We start from the raw sequence: 17,934 nt of genomic DNA on the forward strand, positions 1-17,934 counted from the left end.
AAGAAATGTGACATTTAATTGCGCTATTGTAAATTTCAGCTTTACATAAGTTGATTTATGAGCCAGCCTAAAAATACTACTACCCAAGCGACTGCTCTGACTAACCACGATCGCAAACCCATCCATATACCTGGCTCTATTCAACCTCATGGTGTACTACTAGCACTCAGTACTCAGTTAGAGATATTGCAAGTTAGTAACAATACCCAAGCATCTTTAGGTAAAGAGCCAAAAGATTTGCTTGGTAAACCATTGAGCTATTTTCTAGAAGCTCAACAAGTAGAAGCTGTAAAACAGTGCTTGGGAAAAAAAATTGGCAGTCCGAATACTTTCAAGGTATCAATAAATACCTCATATAAAGTACGAGATTTTGATGCGATCGCTCATCGTACAGAAGAGGCTGTGATTCTGGAGTTAGAACCGACTGACTCAAAATCTGAGGTGAGTTTTTTAGGCTTTCATACTTTGGCAGGTGAAGCGATCGCAAAAATGCAAAGCACATCAAACCTGATAGAATTTTTGCACTTAGCCGCAGAAGAAGTCCAAAAAATCATCGGTTTTGATCGGGTAATGGTTTATCAATTTGATGAGTCAGAAGCGGGTTCTGTTGTTGCAGAAGTAAAACGGGAAGATTTATCACCTTATTTAGGACTTCATTATCCCGCTACGGATATTCCAGCGCAGGCTAGGGAGTTATACACACGCTGCTTTCTGCGATTTCTTCCCGATTTGACGGCCGAACCTGTCCAGCTAATTCCAACGCAAAATCCGACAACACATCAGCCTTTGGATTTAAGCTACTCTGTGCTACGGAGTTTTGATTGGTGTTGTGCTGAATATCATCAAAATATGGGAGTGAAGGCTCTTTTAGTGATTTCACTGATTCAAGAGCAGAAGCTTTGGGGATTAATATCTTGCCATCATCAAACAACAAAGCATATTTCTTATGAAGTACGCAAGATGTGCGAATTTTTAGGACAAATCGTATCTTCAGAGTTAGCGCACAAAATTAGTTCTTCAGAATGGGACTATAAGGTAAAGCTCAAATCGCTACAGTCTGAGTTCCTTGAGTCCATTTCCCAAGCAGACAACTTTATCGATGCCTTAATCAAACCGGAAATCCGCTTGCTGGATTTTGTCAGCGCCTCTGGAGCGGCGGTTTGTTTGGATAATGAAATTAACCTTGTGGGAGCAACACCAAATATTGATCAGGTGCGGGCGTTAATTGAATGGGCAGATACTCAAGTTAGTGACAACCTGTTTTCTACCAATTCTCTGCCGAAGGTTTATCCAGAAGCGCTCATATTTAAAGATACTGTCAGTGGTTTGCTGCTGCTGCGAATTTCTAAAGTCCGGCGTTATTATATTCTTTGGTTTCGCCCTGAAGTTATCCAAACAGTAAACTGGGCAGGAAATCCACAAGAATCGATTAAAGCCGAGGGAGATGGTAGCTATACTCTATCTCCCCGAAAATCCTTTGAACAATGGCAAGAAACGGTTAGATTAACTTCTTTACCTTGGAAAGGGTGTGAACTTGAAAGTGCGATCGCTCTGAGTAATGCGATCGTTGGTATTGTCCTCTCGAAAGCGGATGAATTAGCTAAAATCAACCTGGAGTTAGAACGCAGTAACCAAGAACTAGCATCCTTTGCCTACGCTGCTTCTCACGATCTCAAAGAACCTCTGCGGGGCATTTATAACTTCTCGACGGTGCTGCTAGAAGACTATGCCCAAGTATTAGATGATGACGGAATTGAATGCTTGCAAACAGTAGTATCCTTATCTGTACGCATGGAAACTCTAATTAATGCTTTGCTGCGACTATCGCAGTTAGGACAAGCACATCTCCGAGAGCAAGCAACCGATCTCAACGAATTGCTCAACAAAGTAATTAATGTCTTTCATGCTAGCCGCCAAGGCTCTGGGCTTGTGAATATTCGCATTCCTCGGCCTTTACCAACAATTCAGTGCGATCGAGTTCTAGTTAATGAAGTATTCAGTAACCTGCTTGGTAATGCGTTCAAATACAACGATAAAGCAGAGCAATGGGTTGAGATTGGCTACCTTTCTCAAGAAGAGGCAGGGGGGCAGGGGGGCAGGGAGCAGGGAGCAGGGAGCAGGGGGCAGGGAGCAGGGAGCAGGGGAGCAGAGGAAGCGATTATTCACCAATCCCCAATTCCCAATCCCCAATCCCCAATCTTTTATATCCGAGATAACGGTATTGGCATCCCACAGCATCACTTAGAAACTATCTTTAGATTATTCAAGCGGCTGCACTCTCAGGAAAAGTACGGTGGAGGAGCAGGTGCAGGATTAGCTATTGTTAAGAAGATTGTTGAGCTTCATAACGGTAAAATTTGGGTTGAATCTACCGTAGGCGTTGGCTCTATTTTCTATTTCACGCTGGAATAGTTTAAGATAATAACCAAATATTTATTTTTGTTAAGCTCTTTTAAGACCACGAATGACAAAACAACTTCATGAACCTCTGCTTGTTGTTGAGGACAGCAATGAAGATTTTCGGATGCTACAACGTCTGATGCGGCTCATGTCCGTCCAGAACCCCATACATCGTTGTACTAATGGGGATGAGGTTTTAGAGTTCCTGTATCAACAGGGGAGCGATGCCCATAGCAAAGGCGAAAACTTACCCAACTCTAAAATAGCATTACGACCCTCTGTGATCTTGCTCGATCTGAATTTGCCAGGTATTGATGGCCGTGAAATTTTAGATCGGCTCAAGCAAGATAAGAGTTTCAAGGAAATCCCCATCGTTGTTTTTACCACATCATCAAATCCCAAGGATATTGAGTTGTGCTACCAAAAGGGCGCAAATGGATATTTGGTAAAGCCGATGGATGCTCAGGAACTCAAAAAGACAATTCAGGCATTTGTGGACTATTGGCTTGAAGCCAATATGCCACCAGTCTTGGATTAATTTTTTTATTGCCTGTTGATGAGGCAGTAGGGAAAAAAGGATAATAAAGGAGACGGTTCAGAGGGCACAGAGACATTTTATTCTTTGCGTCACTGTATCTTTTTGTCTCTGCTAGATTCTTTTTCCCCATTTTTCTGTTTTTGAGTATTTGATGTTTCTTTAGGATTACTAAAGAATTTAGATTTTATTTATACTTATTTTATATTATTTTTAGAATTATGCAATAAAAACCAATCTGGAAAAAAGGGATCTACATTCCCAATCCTCATACTTGTATATGTTGGACATAAGGACGCTACTCATCATTGATGATTGTGCAGCAGATCGGAAAATCTATCGCCGATATCTGTTGAAAGATCCGCACCAGTCCTACCAGATTTTTGAGGCAGACTGTGCAGAAGAAGGACTTGCTTTGTGCCAAAAAATCCGCTGCGATGCGATTCTGCTGGATTTTTGCTTACCTGATATGAGTGGGATAGAACTCTTTGATCAGATGCAGCAGAAGATATTTAAAACTTCTGTACCTGTGATTATGTTGACAGGGCGCGGTGATGAAGAGGTGGCTGTGCAAGTCATGAAACGGGGTGCGCTGGATTATTTGGTTAAGCATAATCTGACACAGGATGTACTGCAACTAGCAGTCCGTAATGCCATCAAGCAATCATGTTTGCAAGCCCAACTCAGCAAAACTCAGGAAAGGCAGCGTTTAATTGCTACAACTGCTTTACGGATTCGTCAGTCTCTTAACCTAGAGCAAATTTTAAATACAGCTGTAGCAGAAGTACAGCAACTTCTGAAGTGCGATCGCGTGATGGTGTATCAGTTCACCCCAGATACTGACGGTAAAATAGTTGCCTCATCAGTTGAGTCATTCCGCACTGTAGCATTGTGCGATCGCGTCGGGGTGGAGGACTGGGAACTGGGGACTGGGGACAAGGAGACTAGGAGAATAGGAGACATACTGATCACTAGGGAAGAGTTTTCCCGATCCCTAATCCCCAATCCCCAATCCCCAATCCCTTATATTTATGAGCTTGGGTTGTGTAATTGTGTCAACCTGAAAGAGCAATTTAATACTAATGCAAATCTAGTAGTTCCCATTAATTTGAGTAACAATGGAAACCCAACTCCCAAACTTTGGGGTTTGTTGATTGCTCACCAAAATTCTGGGGAACGGCAGTGGCAAACTGATGATGTCCAAATGCTCAATGAAGTTTCGGTACAATTAGCGATCGCTATCCAACAAGCTGAATTGCTAGCCCAAACTCAAGCAGCCCTTGCCAAAGAAAAGCAACTCAATGTATTTAAATCCCAAATTATTGCAACGGTTTCCCATGAATATCGAACCCCGCTAACTTCAATTCTGGCGGCTGCATCAACTTTGGCAAAACATAACCAACAACTGGATGAGTCTAAACAACAAAGGTTTCTAGGAATTATTGAACAGAAAGCAAGGTATATGTCCAAACTTGTGGATAATATGCTTTTGGTTAACCAATTTGAACTAGAAAAACCCAAATTTAAGCCAATCCCACTAGATTTGCTGCAATTTTTTTCTGATCTCATAGAACAAGAGCGAGAAACAACAGGCGATCGCCACGAATTAATTTTTCAAATTACTGGGCATACCCAAGGCTTTTGGGGCGATCGGGGACTATTGCAGCAAATTTTTATTAACTTAATGTCTAATGCAATTAAGTACTCTCCAGATGGAGGGACTGTAGAGTTCCACCTGATCGGTAAAGAATCACAAGTAATCTTTTACATCAAAGATCGGGGAATTGGTATCCCAATTAAAGATCAAGAAAATTTGTTTCAATCCTTCTGTCGCGGAAGTAATGTTGACACAATTCCTGGCACGGGTTTAGGATTGGCGATCGCTAAAGGTTGTGTAGAATTACATGGTGGCGATATCACCTTATTTAGTGAAGTGGGACAAGGAACTAAAGTTACAGTCAGCTTACCAAAGGTATTCCCAATCGATCAACTTTCGCCATCATCCACTTGATTTTTAGCAGTATATAGCGCTTATCTACATTACTTACAACTTCAAAAACAGATCGTGTCATTCTTACTTTTGAATTTCTATCTTGGTAATCAGCCATTCTTTGATTGTTTTACCGCAAGGTTCAGAACTTTGACAATCGTTTACATCCTCTAGTTCATAAAACATATTTACTTTTTTATTGACGTATTTATCTGGTTCACAAACCTCAAATGTTGCCCCAACACCTTCATATAACTTACCATTCTTATCTACAACAGTAACATAGCATTTTAAGTCTCCATTTTGCATATCTTTGATAGTCCCAAATATCGGATTATTGTTATCAATTTCCTTAGATTTATTATTTGTAATTGATGTATTTTCATTTGATATGGAAGTACTAAATTTGTTAATACTTTCAGTGTTATCTAGCTGGTTTGTGGAAGTAGATTTAGAATTAACTTGAGTAGCTGTAGCTGTTGAAGTATTTGCTTGATTAACTTTATTATCTTGAGAAGCATTATTGACAGATTCACTACAACTGACAATCAATACAGAACAAAAAAGCAATGTACTAGTAAAAATTGGTTTTTTCATTTTATATATGTTCATGAAAGCCTATCAATGGTTGTTTTGAGAAAAGTGCTGTGTTAGAGCAATAGTTAATTCACCAGTTATTCTGGTAGTTAAAGCAAAATAGGTAGTGTCTCCTATCAAAGATTCAAGAAAATCCTCATTTCTTTAAGTCGCCCATAGAAACACAAAAAAACCAAATTCAAGAACAATTGCCCAGTCTAAACATATAAGAAAAACTTTTATTAAGTTTTCTATAATATTTATTTATATGAACCTATCCCACTATTCTAAAAATCCCTACTTATTTTCGTAAAATGTGCTTGAAAACCTTGATTTTTCGTTTTTAGTTCTCAATCAACTTAAGTTTTGAAGCACAAATCTTATTAGTAGGATAGGCTCATTGCAATTTTATGTGTTTTAACTTACAAGTGACATCGTGATATTTGCTGAATATGCTCGGCGTTATCTGCATTTTTTGTGTATTATTCGCTAAAGTACTTAGACAATATCTTTAGCCTGATTAATGTGTATAAATTAGAACCTAATTAAGCTTTAATTGCTAAATATTAATGCTTTGAGCATGAAATAAGTATTTAATAGAGTTTAGAAGCTGTAAGTATTGATTTTGTGTTATCTCAAGGTTTTCTCAACTTAAACAAACCATTTGACTGGACTTCCCACGACTGTGTAGCGCGGGTGCGAAAATTGTTGCGCCTCAAACGTGTCGGACATGCGGGAACCTTAGATCCAGCAGCCACTGGGGTTTTACCAATTGCCCTTGGTAAAGCCACAAGATTATTACAATATCTGCCAGAAAACAAAGCGTACATTGCCACTATTCGGCTGGGTGTGCGTACCACAACCGATGATTTGCAAGGTGAAATCATCACTTCTCAACCTTGTGCTGGATTGAGTTTGGCAGAGGTAAAAACTGCATTAGCACAATTTGAAGGCAAGATTGAGCAAATACCACCTATTTACAGTGCAATTCAAGTGGATGGTAAACGTCTCTACGATTTAGCACGCCAAGGGAAAACGGTAGAAGTTCCAGTACGAACAGTGGAAGTTTTTCGGATAGATATTTTGGACTGGAGAGAAGGAGATTTCCCGGAATTGGATGTGGCGATCGCTTGCGGTTCTGGTACATATATTAGAGCGATCGCTCGTGACTTAGGTGCAAACTTAGAAACTGGTGGTACTCTTGCGGCTTTAATCCGTACTGAAAGTAGTGGTTTCAATTTAACCGATAGTCTCACATTGGCTGATTTAGAAGCACAACTACAAGCTGGAACATTTCAACCTGTTTGTCCAGATGCAGCTTTAGAACATTTGTCGTCTGTTACTTTACCAGCAACATCTGCTCAAAAGTGGTGTCAAGGTCAGCGAATTGCTCTAACTTTTGATGTTCCTACAATAGTGCGAGTTTATGATGAAGAGACTCGCTTTTTAGGTATTGGACAATTACAAGATGAAGCTTTGATCCCCCAAATGGTTTTTGAACCAATTTCTTAAATATCGTATTGAATTGAAACTTTAAATTCTAATACTGTATGAAAAAAGTTTCTAAACTTGAGTAAGGAAGTACAGTTTTGCATTAATTTATAGTAATACATATCTCTATGTCAATTATCTACAAACTTATGCAAACCTGTACCTAGCTAAAACTGTTTACAAATACTGTTCTTCAACCTGATTTGCAGATATATTTACTTGATAGCTTCCTCAATGTTTGCACCCTTTAACTTAGCTCCCTCTAAGTTAGAACCCTTGAGTTTAGCTCCTTTAAGGTTAGCTCCATACAAAGTAGCGTCCTTTAGATTAGCTCCATATAGAACAGCTCCTTCCAAGTTTGCTTTCTGTAAAAAGGCTCCTGTTAGGTCAGCTTTCTGTAAATAGGCTCCTGATAGAATAGCGTCTGATAAGCTAGCTCCTGATAAGTCGGCTCCTGATAGGCTAGCTCCTGAGAGGTTGCTTCTATATAACTTGGCTCCTGACAGGTTCGCTCCATACAATTTAGCTCCTGATAGGTCACTTTGAGATAAGTCAGCACCCGATAGATCGCCGTAGGGAGCATCTCCGGTACTTATCAGTGTGTCCAAGTCAGATTGAACAAATGCATAAGCTGGAACACTTGTCAGTGAAAACACTAGGGCTAAAACAATAGCAGCCACTGCTACTACCTTTTTGATTGAGATGAAATTTTTCATGATTGTTTATTTCCTTACCTTGCAAAACTTGTTAGTTCCCAGTGATAAGATTATCACTATCTGGATTGTGTAAGTATAAACGCTAAGATTTGTAAATCTTATAGTAGCAAAGTGGTAGGTGCTAGCCTCAGTGCATTTCATGTAAAAGCTTGAACTGTAACTCAACACTAGCTAGCCGTATGACACAATTAGAAGAATAATATAATGAATTACTATGCAAGAAAGGCTATACCAGATTGAGGCGATTATAGAGCGGACAGCACAAAAGGCTGAAGCGATCGCTATGTTCGTTAGACAGAAGAACGGCGTGTCATGAGCGATCGCCATCCTACCACTGCTGCACGTCTCAATGTTTACATCCAAGGTCAAGGATTCCCTATTTTGGGCTTACATGGTCATCCAGGTAGTGGTCGTAGTCTTTCTGTCTTCACCAATCATTTATCAAAACGCTATCAAACTATTGCCCCTGATTTACGCGGATATGGCAAAAGTCGCTGGAATAGCAATTTTGCTATGAATGACCATTTAACTGATTTAGAAGCGCTGCTAGACCGCTTAAATATTGAAAAATGCCTAATATTAGGATGGTCACTTGGGGGCATCCTGGCAATGGAACTGGCATTGCGTTTCCCAGAGCGCGTTACTGGGCTGATTTTGGTAGCCACAGCCGCAAAACCCCGTGGTAGTCATCCGACCATCACTTGGCAGGATAATTTATATACTGGCATTGCTGGCCTATTAAACTATATAAAACCGAGTTGGCAATGGAATATTGAAACTTTTGGCAAGCGATCGCTTTTCCGCTACTTAGTCCAACAACATACATCCACAACTTACAACTATATCGCCAAAGAAGCAGTACCAGCTTATCTGCAAACCTCTCCTGCTGCTACTCGCGCCCTCTATAGTGCCATTCAATCGGGATACAATCGGCTTCCAGATTTGCCACAAATACAATGTCCTGCTTTGGTACTTGCTGGCGATCAAGACCGCCACATCACATCTGATTCGAGCCTAGAAACTGCTCAACACCTTCTAAATTCTCGGTGGCAGTGCTATTCAAACACCGCCCATCTTTTCCCGTGGGAAGTCCCCCAGCAGGTGCTGAATGACATTGACCATTGGCTGGAAGAACATCCGCAGGTAATTGGTATTCAATAGTTCCAGAGTTGTTACCTCTGAACCACATAATTCGCAATTAGAACTCGAAATTAAGTTAGCGTCTCGTAGAGAAGACTATTACGAATTACGAATTACGAATTATCTTGATTTTCGCCTAACTTAAATCTGACCGCCAAAGGCAGGCTGTACTTTGCGGTCAAATCTTTCCCCCAAGTCTTCAGCAATTGTTAAGGTATTAGGTTTGCAACGTTTGACACGCATAGTAATTCCCGTAGCTCCTTCGACTTCCAAATCTTCTATGTATCCAATGCTTGACAATTTTGCATCAGAAGAAGTCAGAAATGGCCCAAAGTAGTAAGTACACCGGGGATTTTGCGTCACAATCTCTACCCACCATGCCAGGCCGATGGAGTCGAATGTGTTAATCAACACTTCCTTGAAGTTATGCCAAAGGGTTTTCATGTTTTTAGCCGATTTATAAACGTCTACAGGGTGTTAAACGATATGGTGCTTTATTATCTTTTACATTTCTTTATACTCTGTTACTGTTATTTTTTCAAAGAAATTTTTTGTAACTTATCTAAGTGCAGCGTATTTAGCGATCGCTGACGATAAATTTCATAAAGCGCCATCCCTGCTGCTACAGAAGCATTCAGGCTGGGAGTCTTACCTTGCAGAGGAATCGATACCAAGAAATCGCAGGAACGTTGAGTCAACATACCCAGACCTTCGCCTTCTGAACCGATTACCAAAACGATTGGGCCTTTGAAATTTACAGTATGCACGGGTTCGCTTCCACTTGCAGCAGTACCATAAATCCAAAAGCCAGCTTCTTTTAATTCTTCTAAGGCGCGGCTGAGGTTAACAACTCTAGATACAGTAAAGTTTTCTAAAGCGCCTGCTGCTACTTTCATAACAGTGGAAGTGATCCCAGATGCCCGTCTTTGGGGAATTACCAATCCTTGAGCGCCTATTGCTTCGGCGGTGCGAATAATTGCTCCTAAGTTGTGGGGATCAGTAATTCCGTCAGCGACTACAATAACGGGATCGGTAACAGATTTAGACTGTTCAATCAGATCGGCCAATTCGATATAGCCATAGGGAGCAGTTTGGGCTGCCACACCTTGATGATTAGCGCCATTGGTGAGATAGTCTAAGCGCTTGGGTTCTACCTCATCAATAACGGTGCCATTTTCTTTAGCTTGCAGCAGAAAATGGTGAAAGCTGGGATCGTAGCGCAGACGGGTCGTAATCCAGATGCGGTTAAGATTGCGCTGTTTTTGCAATGCACTCAATACTGGATGGCGACCGTAGATGAGATCGTTATCTTCTTCTATTGGTTGTGTAGATACAGGCGACTGAGAGAAGTTGCTGTTTCGTTGTCGGGAGTCGCCAGAAATAGGGTTGCTATCGATTTTCCGGGGATTGCGAGTGGGATTAGCAACAGAGATAGGATTGCTATCTATTTTTCGGGGATTGCGAGTGGGATTAGCAACAGAAATAGGGTTACTATCTATTTTTCGGGGATTTCGAGTGGGATTATTAACAACACGCTTACCCTTAATTTTTATAGGTTTACCACGATTGGGTTCGCCAGTAGAAGTGTTAGTGTTGATGATTTTTCTGGGTTTATTCTGCATTTGATTTATGAATATAGCTTATGGTTGAACATACCGATTAGCGTAATTTCTGGAACCTAATCTACTGCTGTACCTATTGTTGTGAAATTGAGTTTTCACTCTTTTTCTACATGAAGCATTTGCAACAGTTCGGTTAGACGCTGGTAATCGGTGAGATATAAATAGCCTATTAGGGTTTCTAGACTAGTTGCCTGTTGATAAATTTCGGGATTAAGTCGCTTAGGGCGGCCTGTCGCGGCGTTTCTACCCCGTCGGACAATTTCTAATTCGGTGTCCCTCAGATGAGGAGTTAGCGATCGCAAATGTAGCGCTTGTGTTTCTGCTCTTACCTGCTCCACTACCAGACTATGGTAAATTCCTGACCGCTGCAATGGCAGCAGATAGAACATTCTAACATACAACTCATAAATTGCATCCCCCAAATATGCTAAAGCAGTAGGAGAAATTTGTTGCACTTGTGAGAGAGAAATCTGTTGGAATGGCCCTGTGGTTGCCAAGAGTGCTTCAGTCCAAGATAAACTCTGCTTGGGAGTTTCATCTTGTCCATCTAATAGTTCCTCCTGTGACTTCACAAATAAATCATTCCTTGACGGGCTAGATTTGGCAGGCATTCTTCGCAAAGACTGATTTTTCTGAAGTATGCCCTGATAGTATACTTAGCATAATCAATACTATCAAAGTTACTTTTTAATTTCATCTTTTTGATTGAGAGTTGGCATTTAAAATCACCCTGATGTCAACGCCTTGTAAACCAAATTTCGCCTACTTCTTGTAGTCTGTGTCTAAGATAAGGTAAAATCTGAACATCAAATACACCCTGTTACTAGATAGCATTGCTATGCTTACTTAGTAAGTGACAATTTTTAACTATACAGTATCAAGTCAACTTTATCTATAGACAAATCTGCTAAATTTGTATTTCTTACAACTTTTTCAGACTTGGTTATTTATCCCAATGTTCTAGTAAGCGATTACACAGCAATCACTTGGTATATATATTTTTTTGATTGCTCTACTTTAAAGATAATAGCGCAACTGGCTTATTGCCTCTCCCACAAGGAGAGAGGTTTTCTGCCAGAAGTTTTAAAAATTAAGCTACCCGATGTTGAATCTGGATAGCTGAATTAGCCTCTCGGTTCAAGCAACCAAGACTACTTGACGTTTTCTAGAGCTTCTTCAACTGATTTTTGCAGGGAGAGAAACTTCTCTAGACGAACAAGCTTGACCGTTTGAGTTACGCGGGCATTCGTGACGATTTGCAAAGTGCCTTCAGCAGTTTGAGCCTGCTTGGCTAGCTGCACTAGAGCGCCCAAGCCAGAGCTATCAATAAAGTCGATTTGTGAGAGATCCAAAATAATGTGCTTAGGGCCCTCTTCAATCTTGCTGCCAAGCACTTTGCGAAATGTGGGTTCAGAAAAGGCATCTAACAAACCTGTGAGGCGGAATAGCTGGCAGTTATCCCGGACTTCACGAGTACCCCTCAGGCTAACGGTTAGATTCAGTGGCTCAGCAATAATTCCCTCCTCATGAGTTAAAGTGAACGCTCAAGTATAGATGGTTTTTGAGCAAGTTGTCTACAATCTTTTGGGGCATTGGGAATTGCGAATTGGGCATTGGGAGAAAATAGTATTTTTAATCTTATTCCCTATTCCCTATTCCCCATTCCCCATTCCCCATTTTTACTTAACCTCGGCTGTTGCGGCTTGACGTGCTGCTTGCATGGCTTGAACAAATTGCTCAAACAAGTAATCGGCATCATGTGGGCCAGGACTGGCTTCTGGGTGATACTGTACAGAGAATACAGGTAGAGATTTGTGACGTACCCCGGCAATGGTGCGATCGTTTAGGTTTAGATGGCTGATTTCCACAACTGCTGTAGGTAAAGAATCTGGGTCAATAGCAAAACTATGGTTTTGGCTAGTAATTTCTACTCGTTGTTGTAAACCCGCAGGCTGATTTAAACCACGATGACCAAATTTTAGTTTATAGGTTTCTGCCCCTAACGCATGACCTAAAATTTGATGCCCCATACAAATACCAAAAATGGGTTTTTGACTTAACAAAAGCGCTTTGGCAGTTGCAATCCCTCCAGTGACGGCAGCTGGGTCGCCCGGCCCATTAGAAAGAAACACACCATCTGGATTGTAATTGAGGATTTCTTCTGGTGGCGTATCAGCAGGCACAACAATTACCCGACAACCGTAACTTACTAAGCGACGCAAAATGTTGCGTTTTACGCCAAAGTCAAGGGCAACAACGGTAAAGGCTTCTCCAAGATTTTCCGCAGCTTCACAGTTGAATTCCCAAGCTGGAATTGTGGGATCTGACCATTCATAAGCCGTTGATGTGGTGACTTCGCGAACCAGATTCAATCCCGCCATATTGGGAGCCGCCTGTACCTGTTCTAGCAATTCCGCCTCATCGAGAATGGTTGTGGAAATACCACCATTCATGGCTCCAAACATCCGAATTTTGCGGGTGAGGGCGCGGGTATCGATGCCGTAGATCCCTGGTACTTGATTTTGTTTGAGGTAGTCTGGTAAGGATTGTGTCGATCGCCAGTTACTTGGTCTTTGACAAATATTTCGGGCGATCGCACCCCGCACCTGGGGGCCATCTGATTCCTCATCTTCAAGATTAATACCAGTATTGCCTAATTCAGGATAAGTAAAAATGACAATCTGACCGCAGTAACTAGGGTCAGTCAGAACTTCTTGGTAGCCGGTCATGCCAGTGTTAAACACCACTTCTCCGATCGCGGTTCCCGTCGCACCGAAAGACCAACCGCGATAAGTAGTTCCATCTGCCAAGACAAGTAAAGCAGGTATTGCGTCAGTCAGGGGCATAGTAAATAGGGGAATTGGGAATTGGAAATTGGGAATTGGGAATTGGGGATTGGGCTAGTACTAAACTCTTCCCCATTGGCTATTCCCCATTCCCCATTCTTCAATACTGCGATTGTTAATTATCCCATGAGTTGGGCAATTAGAAGTTTTTTGGATAGTTAATTAAAATTAAATTGGGAATTTAAAGTGGCGGCAGTGGATTTGACAAAGCTTGGGCGGTTAAAATTAATTATGCTTCAGTCTTTTTTATCCCGTGCAACCCTAATTTTAGTATCAAGCGCTCTTGCGGTTTTGTGTGTTGCCTGTAGTGAAGACAAACGGAACACTGTGACTGGTGGCAATGAGCAACCCGCGCCAATTGGGGATTTGGCATCAGTAGAACCTGCTGTTAAATTACCAACACCAGCAGTTACCCCAGAAGTACAGCCGCTAGAGCCTTCTGAAAGCGAACCAAGTCTTTTTGAACAGGGGCTAGACAAAGCGGTTGGCGCTTGGAGTATCAGCCGTTCTGCTCAATCTCCGGGTGATTGGATTTTGGTGGCGAATCAGTACCAGGATGCGATCGCGCTGATGCAAAGAGTCCGGCGACAAAGCCCAGAATTTGCGATCGCTCAAACCAAAATTACTGAATATCGCCGCCAAATTAAATACGCCCAACAACAAGCTACTCCTCGCGCTGTGCGCCTTGCCGAACCGAAGAGGATAGTGGTTATGGTTCCCCAAACAACAATTACACCAAAATATACCTCGCCTCCACAAGAAATAAAGCCGTTACCAACAGAGCCAGCTTTGCCCTCATCAGCAGTGGTGATTCCAGATCAGCAAGTATTTACAGCCCCGATTAAAAGGCGAATTGGTGGAACGCCAATCGTCGAAGTCACTTTCAATGGACAGCGACAATTTGAGATGATTGTGGATACGGGAGCCAGTGGCACTGTCATCACCCAAGATATGGCCAATGCTTTGGGAATCGTGACAGTAGGGAGAGCTAAGGCAAATACCGCGAGTTCCAGAGCAGTAGAATTTCCTGTGGGCTATGTTAATTCGATGGCTATTGGTGGGGTAATAGTGAATAAAATCCCAGTAGCGATCGCAGGTGCGGAACTAGAAACTGGACTTTTAGGACATGATTTTTTTGGCAACTACGATGTCACCATCAAACGTAATGTCGTAGAATTTCGCCCGCAATCGCGATCGCAAATTAATTCCCCAGAAACTCAACTAACTGCTCCAACTTCGTCCAAGCTGCCCCGCTTTGTAGGATATCCTTAGCGATTTTAATCCCTTGGGCGTGGTCGAGGAGTGCGATCGTACCTGCTACTTGCAGCGCCAACGACGCATTTAAGGCAACAGCATCTTGTTGCGCCTGAGTTCCCTTACCTTGGAGTACCGCCTTGAGAATCACCGCATTCTCTTGGACATCTCCACCCCGAAGCATACCTATGGAAGCAGGTGTGAGATCCAAATTTAGGGGATTAATGGTAGTTACCTGCACTTCTCCATCTGATAAAACCGCTAAGTCAGTTTCATCTCCTAACCCAGCCTCATCAAGTTTTTCTCGTCCGTGCAAAACAATCGCCTTGTCCTTGCCCAAATTGTTCAATGCTTGAGCAACAGTCGCCAAAAGCTTAGGAGTAAATAACCCCACCACCTGCCCAGTTGGACGTAAAGGATTTACTAATGGCCCTAGCAAATTAAACACCGTTCGTACCCTGAGAGTCCGCCGCAATTGGGCAACTGCTTTAAGTGCTGGATGCCAACCAGGTGCAAACAAAAAAGTGATCCCCACCTCTTGTAGTGCGGCTTGCACTTTGTCACTGGATGCACTCAAGTTTACACCCAATGCTTCCAATACATCTGCGCTCCCCGTGAGACTTGAAGCTGAACGATTGCCGTGTTTAGCAACAGGTACGCCAGATGCTGCGGCGACAAATGCAACGGCTGTAGAAATATTAAAGGTTGATGATCCATCTCCACCAGTGCCACAAGTATCTATTACAGTGGTGAGTGATGAATAGTGATTATTGAGTGGGGAAGATTGAGATTGTAATACTTCAGCCATGCCGGTCAACTCGTCGGCAGAAATCCCTCTAAAGTTCAGCGCTGTTAAAATAGCCCCTGATAACTCTGGGGGAACCGCTTCATTGAGCCAACCTTGCATCAATTCAGCAGCTTGAGTACGGGACAAGGATTGGCCATCTATTAATTGTTGCAGCAGGACATACCAGCTAGCAGAGGATTCTTGAGCAGGGATTGGGGAAGTTATCATAGCTAAAGTTTGTAGTTTGGTAGGTGTAGCTAGGTTGAAGGGTATGGGAGCTATACTACCGGAAAATTGGCTGCTATTAAAGTTAGGTTGAAATATCAAGGCTCAACTTAAAATCTGGATTAACAAGTTTCTGATTTTTTGCTTTTTTATCCAAATCAAGTTTAACTTCGTAGTTAGTAATGAATAACTCTTTTCCTTTAGCCGCACCACTCTGCTTATAGTTATTCATCCCATACTGTAATTCCCACTCTGAGATATTAGCCCATTGAAAATTTTCTCGAATGTGCAATGAGTCATCATAGGTAATTAGCCAGCGATGATGACATTGTTGCAAAAAGTTAGCAAATCTCTGATGTTCAAAAGAAGTGTGCAAGTCACCATCTTTACCATATAGCTTTGATTTAGTAGCACTAAAATATGGAGGATCTAAAAATAAAAATACATCTTCCCCTTCTGAAGTTAATAGGTGGCTGTAATCCAAATTAGTAATTTGGACATTTTTTGAGAGAATATTTTCTAACTTTTCTAATCTTTCTATTGAAGAATCAGTAAATCTTTTATGGAAAGCTTCTTGGGAAAAACCACCTGATTCTACAGTTCCTGAAAAGGTAATTCTATTGAGTACGAAAAAACGAACTGCTCTTTCTAAATCAGATAAATTATTTACATCTACATTAGTTAATTCTGTAAAGAGTAATTTACCATCTGTATATTTGACTTTGATATGTCGAATTTCTTTAACTAACTGAGCTAGATCAGATTGGGCAAACTTCCAGAATAAGAAGAGTTCGCGGTTTAAATCGTTAATCCAAATCTTGATATCGGGAAACTTTTGTCTTAAATAAATGAATACAGAACCACCACCTACAAAAGGTTCTCGAAATTCCGAAAAGCTCTCTGGCAAGTATTCAACTATTTGATTTATTGCTTTCGACTTCCCACCAGGATATCGGAGAGGGCTTTTAAGCATAATTCGTATAAATGTGACACTTTAGTTAATAAAAAAAGAATATTTAAGTATCTGTAAAATAGTCTGAATCTATCTTTTTTATTTCATCAACTGATACTGCGGATACACCTACATTATTGTCAATCATCAATTGTGCTAATTCTTGCCCATCTATTAAGACAACCTTTATGTCTATTCCTAACACATAATTTTTTGCATCTTGAGTAAAGTTAGAAGTTGTGATAAATACTCCTTTTTTTGCTCTTTGTCCGTATAATGCACCAACGAATTTTTGGATTTCTGGTCTGCCTATAACATTAGTATCCCATCTTTTAGCTTGGATATAAACAACATCTAATCCTAATTTATCTTCTTTGATTATACCATCAATCCCACCATCACCACTCTTACCAATTGCTTTGCCAGCATCACGCCTTGAACCTCCATAACCCATTTTGATAAGCAAATCGATGACAAGCCTTTCAAAAAAATCTGGCGAAATATTTTTAATCCGGTTAATTAAATCTATTTCTAACTCCTTACGGATTTTTTGATACCCTAATTCTATAGACTCTTGTGGAGTTTTTTCTGAAATTTCATCAAGTTCTGAACTAATTTTTTCATCTTGCTTTTTTGAATTTTTAAAGTTAATAAAATCAGGAAATTGATTAAGAAACTGAATGTTTATCTCTTTTTGAGATTGCCTAGCTACGTTTATACCTTCTTCGGTAATCTCAAAATATCCTCTTTTTGGGGTTGCTAATAAACCTGCTTTTTTTAAGTATGTTCTTGCCCATCCTACACGATTATCAAATAACGGTTGTTGACCGCTAGGTAATAATTCTTTTCGTTCATCTTCACTTAGATTAAACTGGTCGGCTAAAGCTCCAATGACTTCTCTTATAAAATGTTCTTGACGATCAAGTGCATATTTAAGCAACGGAAGCATTATCTTTTGATAATCAGGTATTGCCATTTTTATTTATCTAAAATTTTACAGAAATGAAATTTTAGCCCTTTTAAACATTATTCCCAGAAAATTGGTGAAAAATAAGTTAAGCGATCGCAAAACTACGCATACGTAATATATATTACTGAATTTTGCCTTGATTTTATGTTGCATTCTCGTAAAAACCTGTTACATTACTTTACAGGCAGTTATAACTGTTACAACATAAAAGCTCGGAGTATTATTTATGGCAGACGTTAAAAAGACTACGCCTTCAGTTTCAGAAGATCCTAATGCTTTGCGCTGGGGCTTCACTCCTCAGAGCGAAAACTGGAACGGTCGTTTTGCAATGATTGGTTTTTTATCTGCTGTTGCGCTTGAAGTTTTTTCTGGTCAAGGGATTTTACACTTCTGGGGCATTCTATAGATTTAAACGTTTTTATAGCTTCAT

Annotated in this window: 17 protein-coding genes; 7 read left to right on the top strand and 10 right to left on the bottom strand. The window is 40.9% G+C overall.

Going from position 1 to position 17,934, the window contains the following annotated elements; all coding sequences use genetic code 11:
* Positions 1-57: 57 nt before the first annotated feature.
* The 3 genes from V7K69_RS17565 (at position 58) to V7K69_RS17575 (ending at position 4,946) form a co-directional block, all read left to right on the top strand.
* Complete coding sequence (locus tag V7K69_RS17565; RefSeq protein WP_335036534.1) at positions 58-2,412, top strand: ATP-binding protein; 2,355 nt, start codon at positions 58-60, stop codon at positions 2,410-2,412.
* A gap of 52 nt (positions 2,413-2,464) precedes the next feature.
* A complete protein-coding gene (locus V7K69_RS17570; RefSeq protein WP_335036536.1) occupies positions 2,465-2,938 on the top strand; it encodes a response regulator in 474 nt (157 codons plus the stop codon).
* 277 nt (positions 2,939-3,215) lie between these two features.
* On the top strand, positions 3,216-4,946 hold the full coding sequence (locus V7K69_RS17575) for an ATP-binding protein (RefSeq protein WP_335036538.1): 1,731 nt from the start codon (positions 3,216-3,218) through the stop codon (positions 4,944-4,946).
* Between the two features lie 63 nt (positions 4,947-5,009).
* Here V7K69_RS17575 and V7K69_RS17580 read toward each other — a convergent pair whose 3' ends face one another.
* Positions 5,010-5,522: a hypothetical protein gene (locus V7K69_RS17580; RefSeq protein ID WP_335036540.1), complete on the bottom strand. Its 513-nt coding sequence runs from the start codon at positions 5,520-5,522 to the stop codon at positions 5,010-5,012.
* 606 nt (positions 5,523-6,128) lie between these two features.
* On the opposite strand from V7K69_RS17580, the gene truB reads away from it, so the two are divergent.
* Positions 6,129-7,013 carry a tRNA pseudouridine(55) synthase TruB gene (gene truB, locus V7K69_RS17585; RefSeq protein WP_335036542.1) on the top strand — a complete coding sequence of 295 codons (885 nt, stop codon included), beginning with the start codon at positions 6,129-6,131 and terminating at the stop codon, positions 7,011-7,013.
* A gap of 194 nt (positions 7,014-7,207) precedes the next feature.
* Here truB and V7K69_RS17590 read toward each other — a convergent pair whose 3' ends face one another.
* A complete protein-coding gene (locus tag V7K69_RS17590) occupies positions 7,208-7,708 on the bottom strand; it encodes a pentapeptide repeat-containing protein (protein WP_335036544.1) in 501 nt (166 codons plus the stop codon).
* A gap of 312 nt (positions 7,709-8,020) precedes the next feature.
* Between V7K69_RS17590 and V7K69_RS17595 the strand changes: the two genes are divergently transcribed.
* Positions 8,021-8,869 (top strand): alpha/beta fold hydrolase, encoded by an 849-nt coding sequence (locus V7K69_RS17595; protein WP_335036547.1) that lies wholly within the window; start codon positions 8,021-8,023, stop codon positions 8,867-8,869.
* Positions 8,870-8,989: 120 nt separating this feature from the next.
* Here the strand turns inward: V7K69_RS17595 and V7K69_RS17600 are convergent, their stop codons facing one another.
* The 5 genes from V7K69_RS17600 to carA form a co-directional block, all read right to left on the bottom strand.
* Positions 8,990-9,292, bottom strand: a complete 303-nt coding sequence (locus V7K69_RS17600; RefSeq protein ID WP_335036549.1) for a DUF1816 domain-containing protein — start codon at positions 9,290-9,292, stop codon at positions 8,990-8,992.
* An 86-nt stretch (positions 9,293-9,378) separates the two neighbouring features.
* Complete coding sequence (gene rlmB, locus V7K69_RS17605) at positions 9,379-10,470, bottom strand: 23S rRNA (guanosine(2251)-2'-O)-methyltransferase RlmB (RefSeq protein ID WP_335036551.1); 1,092 nt, start codon at positions 10,468-10,470, stop codon at positions 9,379-9,381.
* A 95-nt stretch (positions 10,471-10,565) separates the two neighbouring features.
* Positions 10,566-11,081 carry a Mini-ribonuclease 3 gene (locus tag V7K69_RS17610; RefSeq protein WP_442936151.1) on the bottom strand — a complete coding sequence of 172 codons (516 nt, stop codon included), beginning with the start codon at positions 11,079-11,081 and terminating at the stop codon, positions 10,566-10,568.
* Between the two features lie 540 nt (positions 11,082-11,621).
* Positions 11,622-11,987, bottom strand: coding sequence for an STAS domain-containing protein (locus tag V7K69_RS17615; protein ID WP_083782327.1), 366 nt, complete (start codon positions 11,985-11,987; stop codon positions 11,622-11,624).
* Positions 11,988-12,149: 162 nt separating this feature from the next.
* The gene (carA, locus tag V7K69_RS17620; RefSeq protein ID WP_012407939.1) at positions 12,150-13,316 is read right to left on the bottom strand and encodes a glutamine-hydrolyzing carbamoyl-phosphate synthase small subunit; all 1,167 of its coding nucleotides are present in this window, start codon (positions 13,314-13,316) and stop codon (positions 12,150-12,152) included.
* A gap of 231 nt (positions 13,317-13,547) precedes the next feature.
* Between carA and V7K69_RS17625 the strand changes: the two genes are divergently transcribed.
* On the top strand, positions 13,548-14,588 hold the full coding sequence (locus tag V7K69_RS17625; RefSeq protein WP_335036553.1) for a retropepsin-like aspartic protease family protein: 1,041 nt from the start codon (positions 13,548-13,550) through the stop codon (positions 14,586-14,588).
* Here the strand turns inward: V7K69_RS17625 and trpD are convergent.
* The 3 genes from trpD to V7K69_RS17640 all read right to left on the bottom strand — a co-directional run bounded on the left by trpD (position 14,518) and on the right by V7K69_RS17640 (position 17,510).
* The gene (gene trpD / locus V7K69_RS17630) at positions 14,518-15,585 is read right to left on the bottom strand and encodes an anthranilate phosphoribosyltransferase (RefSeq protein WP_335036555.1); all 1,068 of its coding nucleotides are present in this window, start codon (positions 15,583-15,585) and stop codon (positions 14,518-14,520) included. The genes V7K69_RS17625 and trpD overlap by 71 nt on opposite strands.
* Before the next feature lie 82 nt (positions 15,586-15,667).
* Positions 15,668-16,555 carry a DNA adenine methylase gene (locus V7K69_RS17635; RefSeq protein WP_335036558.1) on the bottom strand — a complete coding sequence of 296 codons (888 nt, stop codon included), beginning with the start codon at positions 16,553-16,555 and terminating at the stop codon, positions 15,668-15,670.
* A gap of 43 nt (positions 16,556-16,598) precedes the next feature.
* On the bottom strand, positions 16,599-17,510 hold the full coding sequence (locus V7K69_RS17640; protein WP_335036560.1) for a restriction endonuclease: 912 nt from the start codon (positions 17,508-17,510) through the stop codon (positions 16,599-16,601).
* Between the two features lie 220 nt (positions 17,511-17,730).
* Between V7K69_RS17640 and V7K69_RS17645 the strand changes: the two genes are divergently transcribed.
* A complete protein-coding gene (locus V7K69_RS17645) occupies positions 17,731-17,910 on the top strand; it encodes a high light inducible protein (RefSeq protein ID WP_069071239.1) in 180 nt (59 codons plus the stop codon).
* Positions 17,911-17,934 lie beyond the last annotated feature (24 nt).

The sequence above is a fragment of the Nostoc sp. genome (genome assembly GCF_036917775.1).
Classification (GTDB): Bacteria; Cyanobacteriota; Cyanobacteriia; order Cyanobacteriales; family Nostocaceae; genus Nostoc.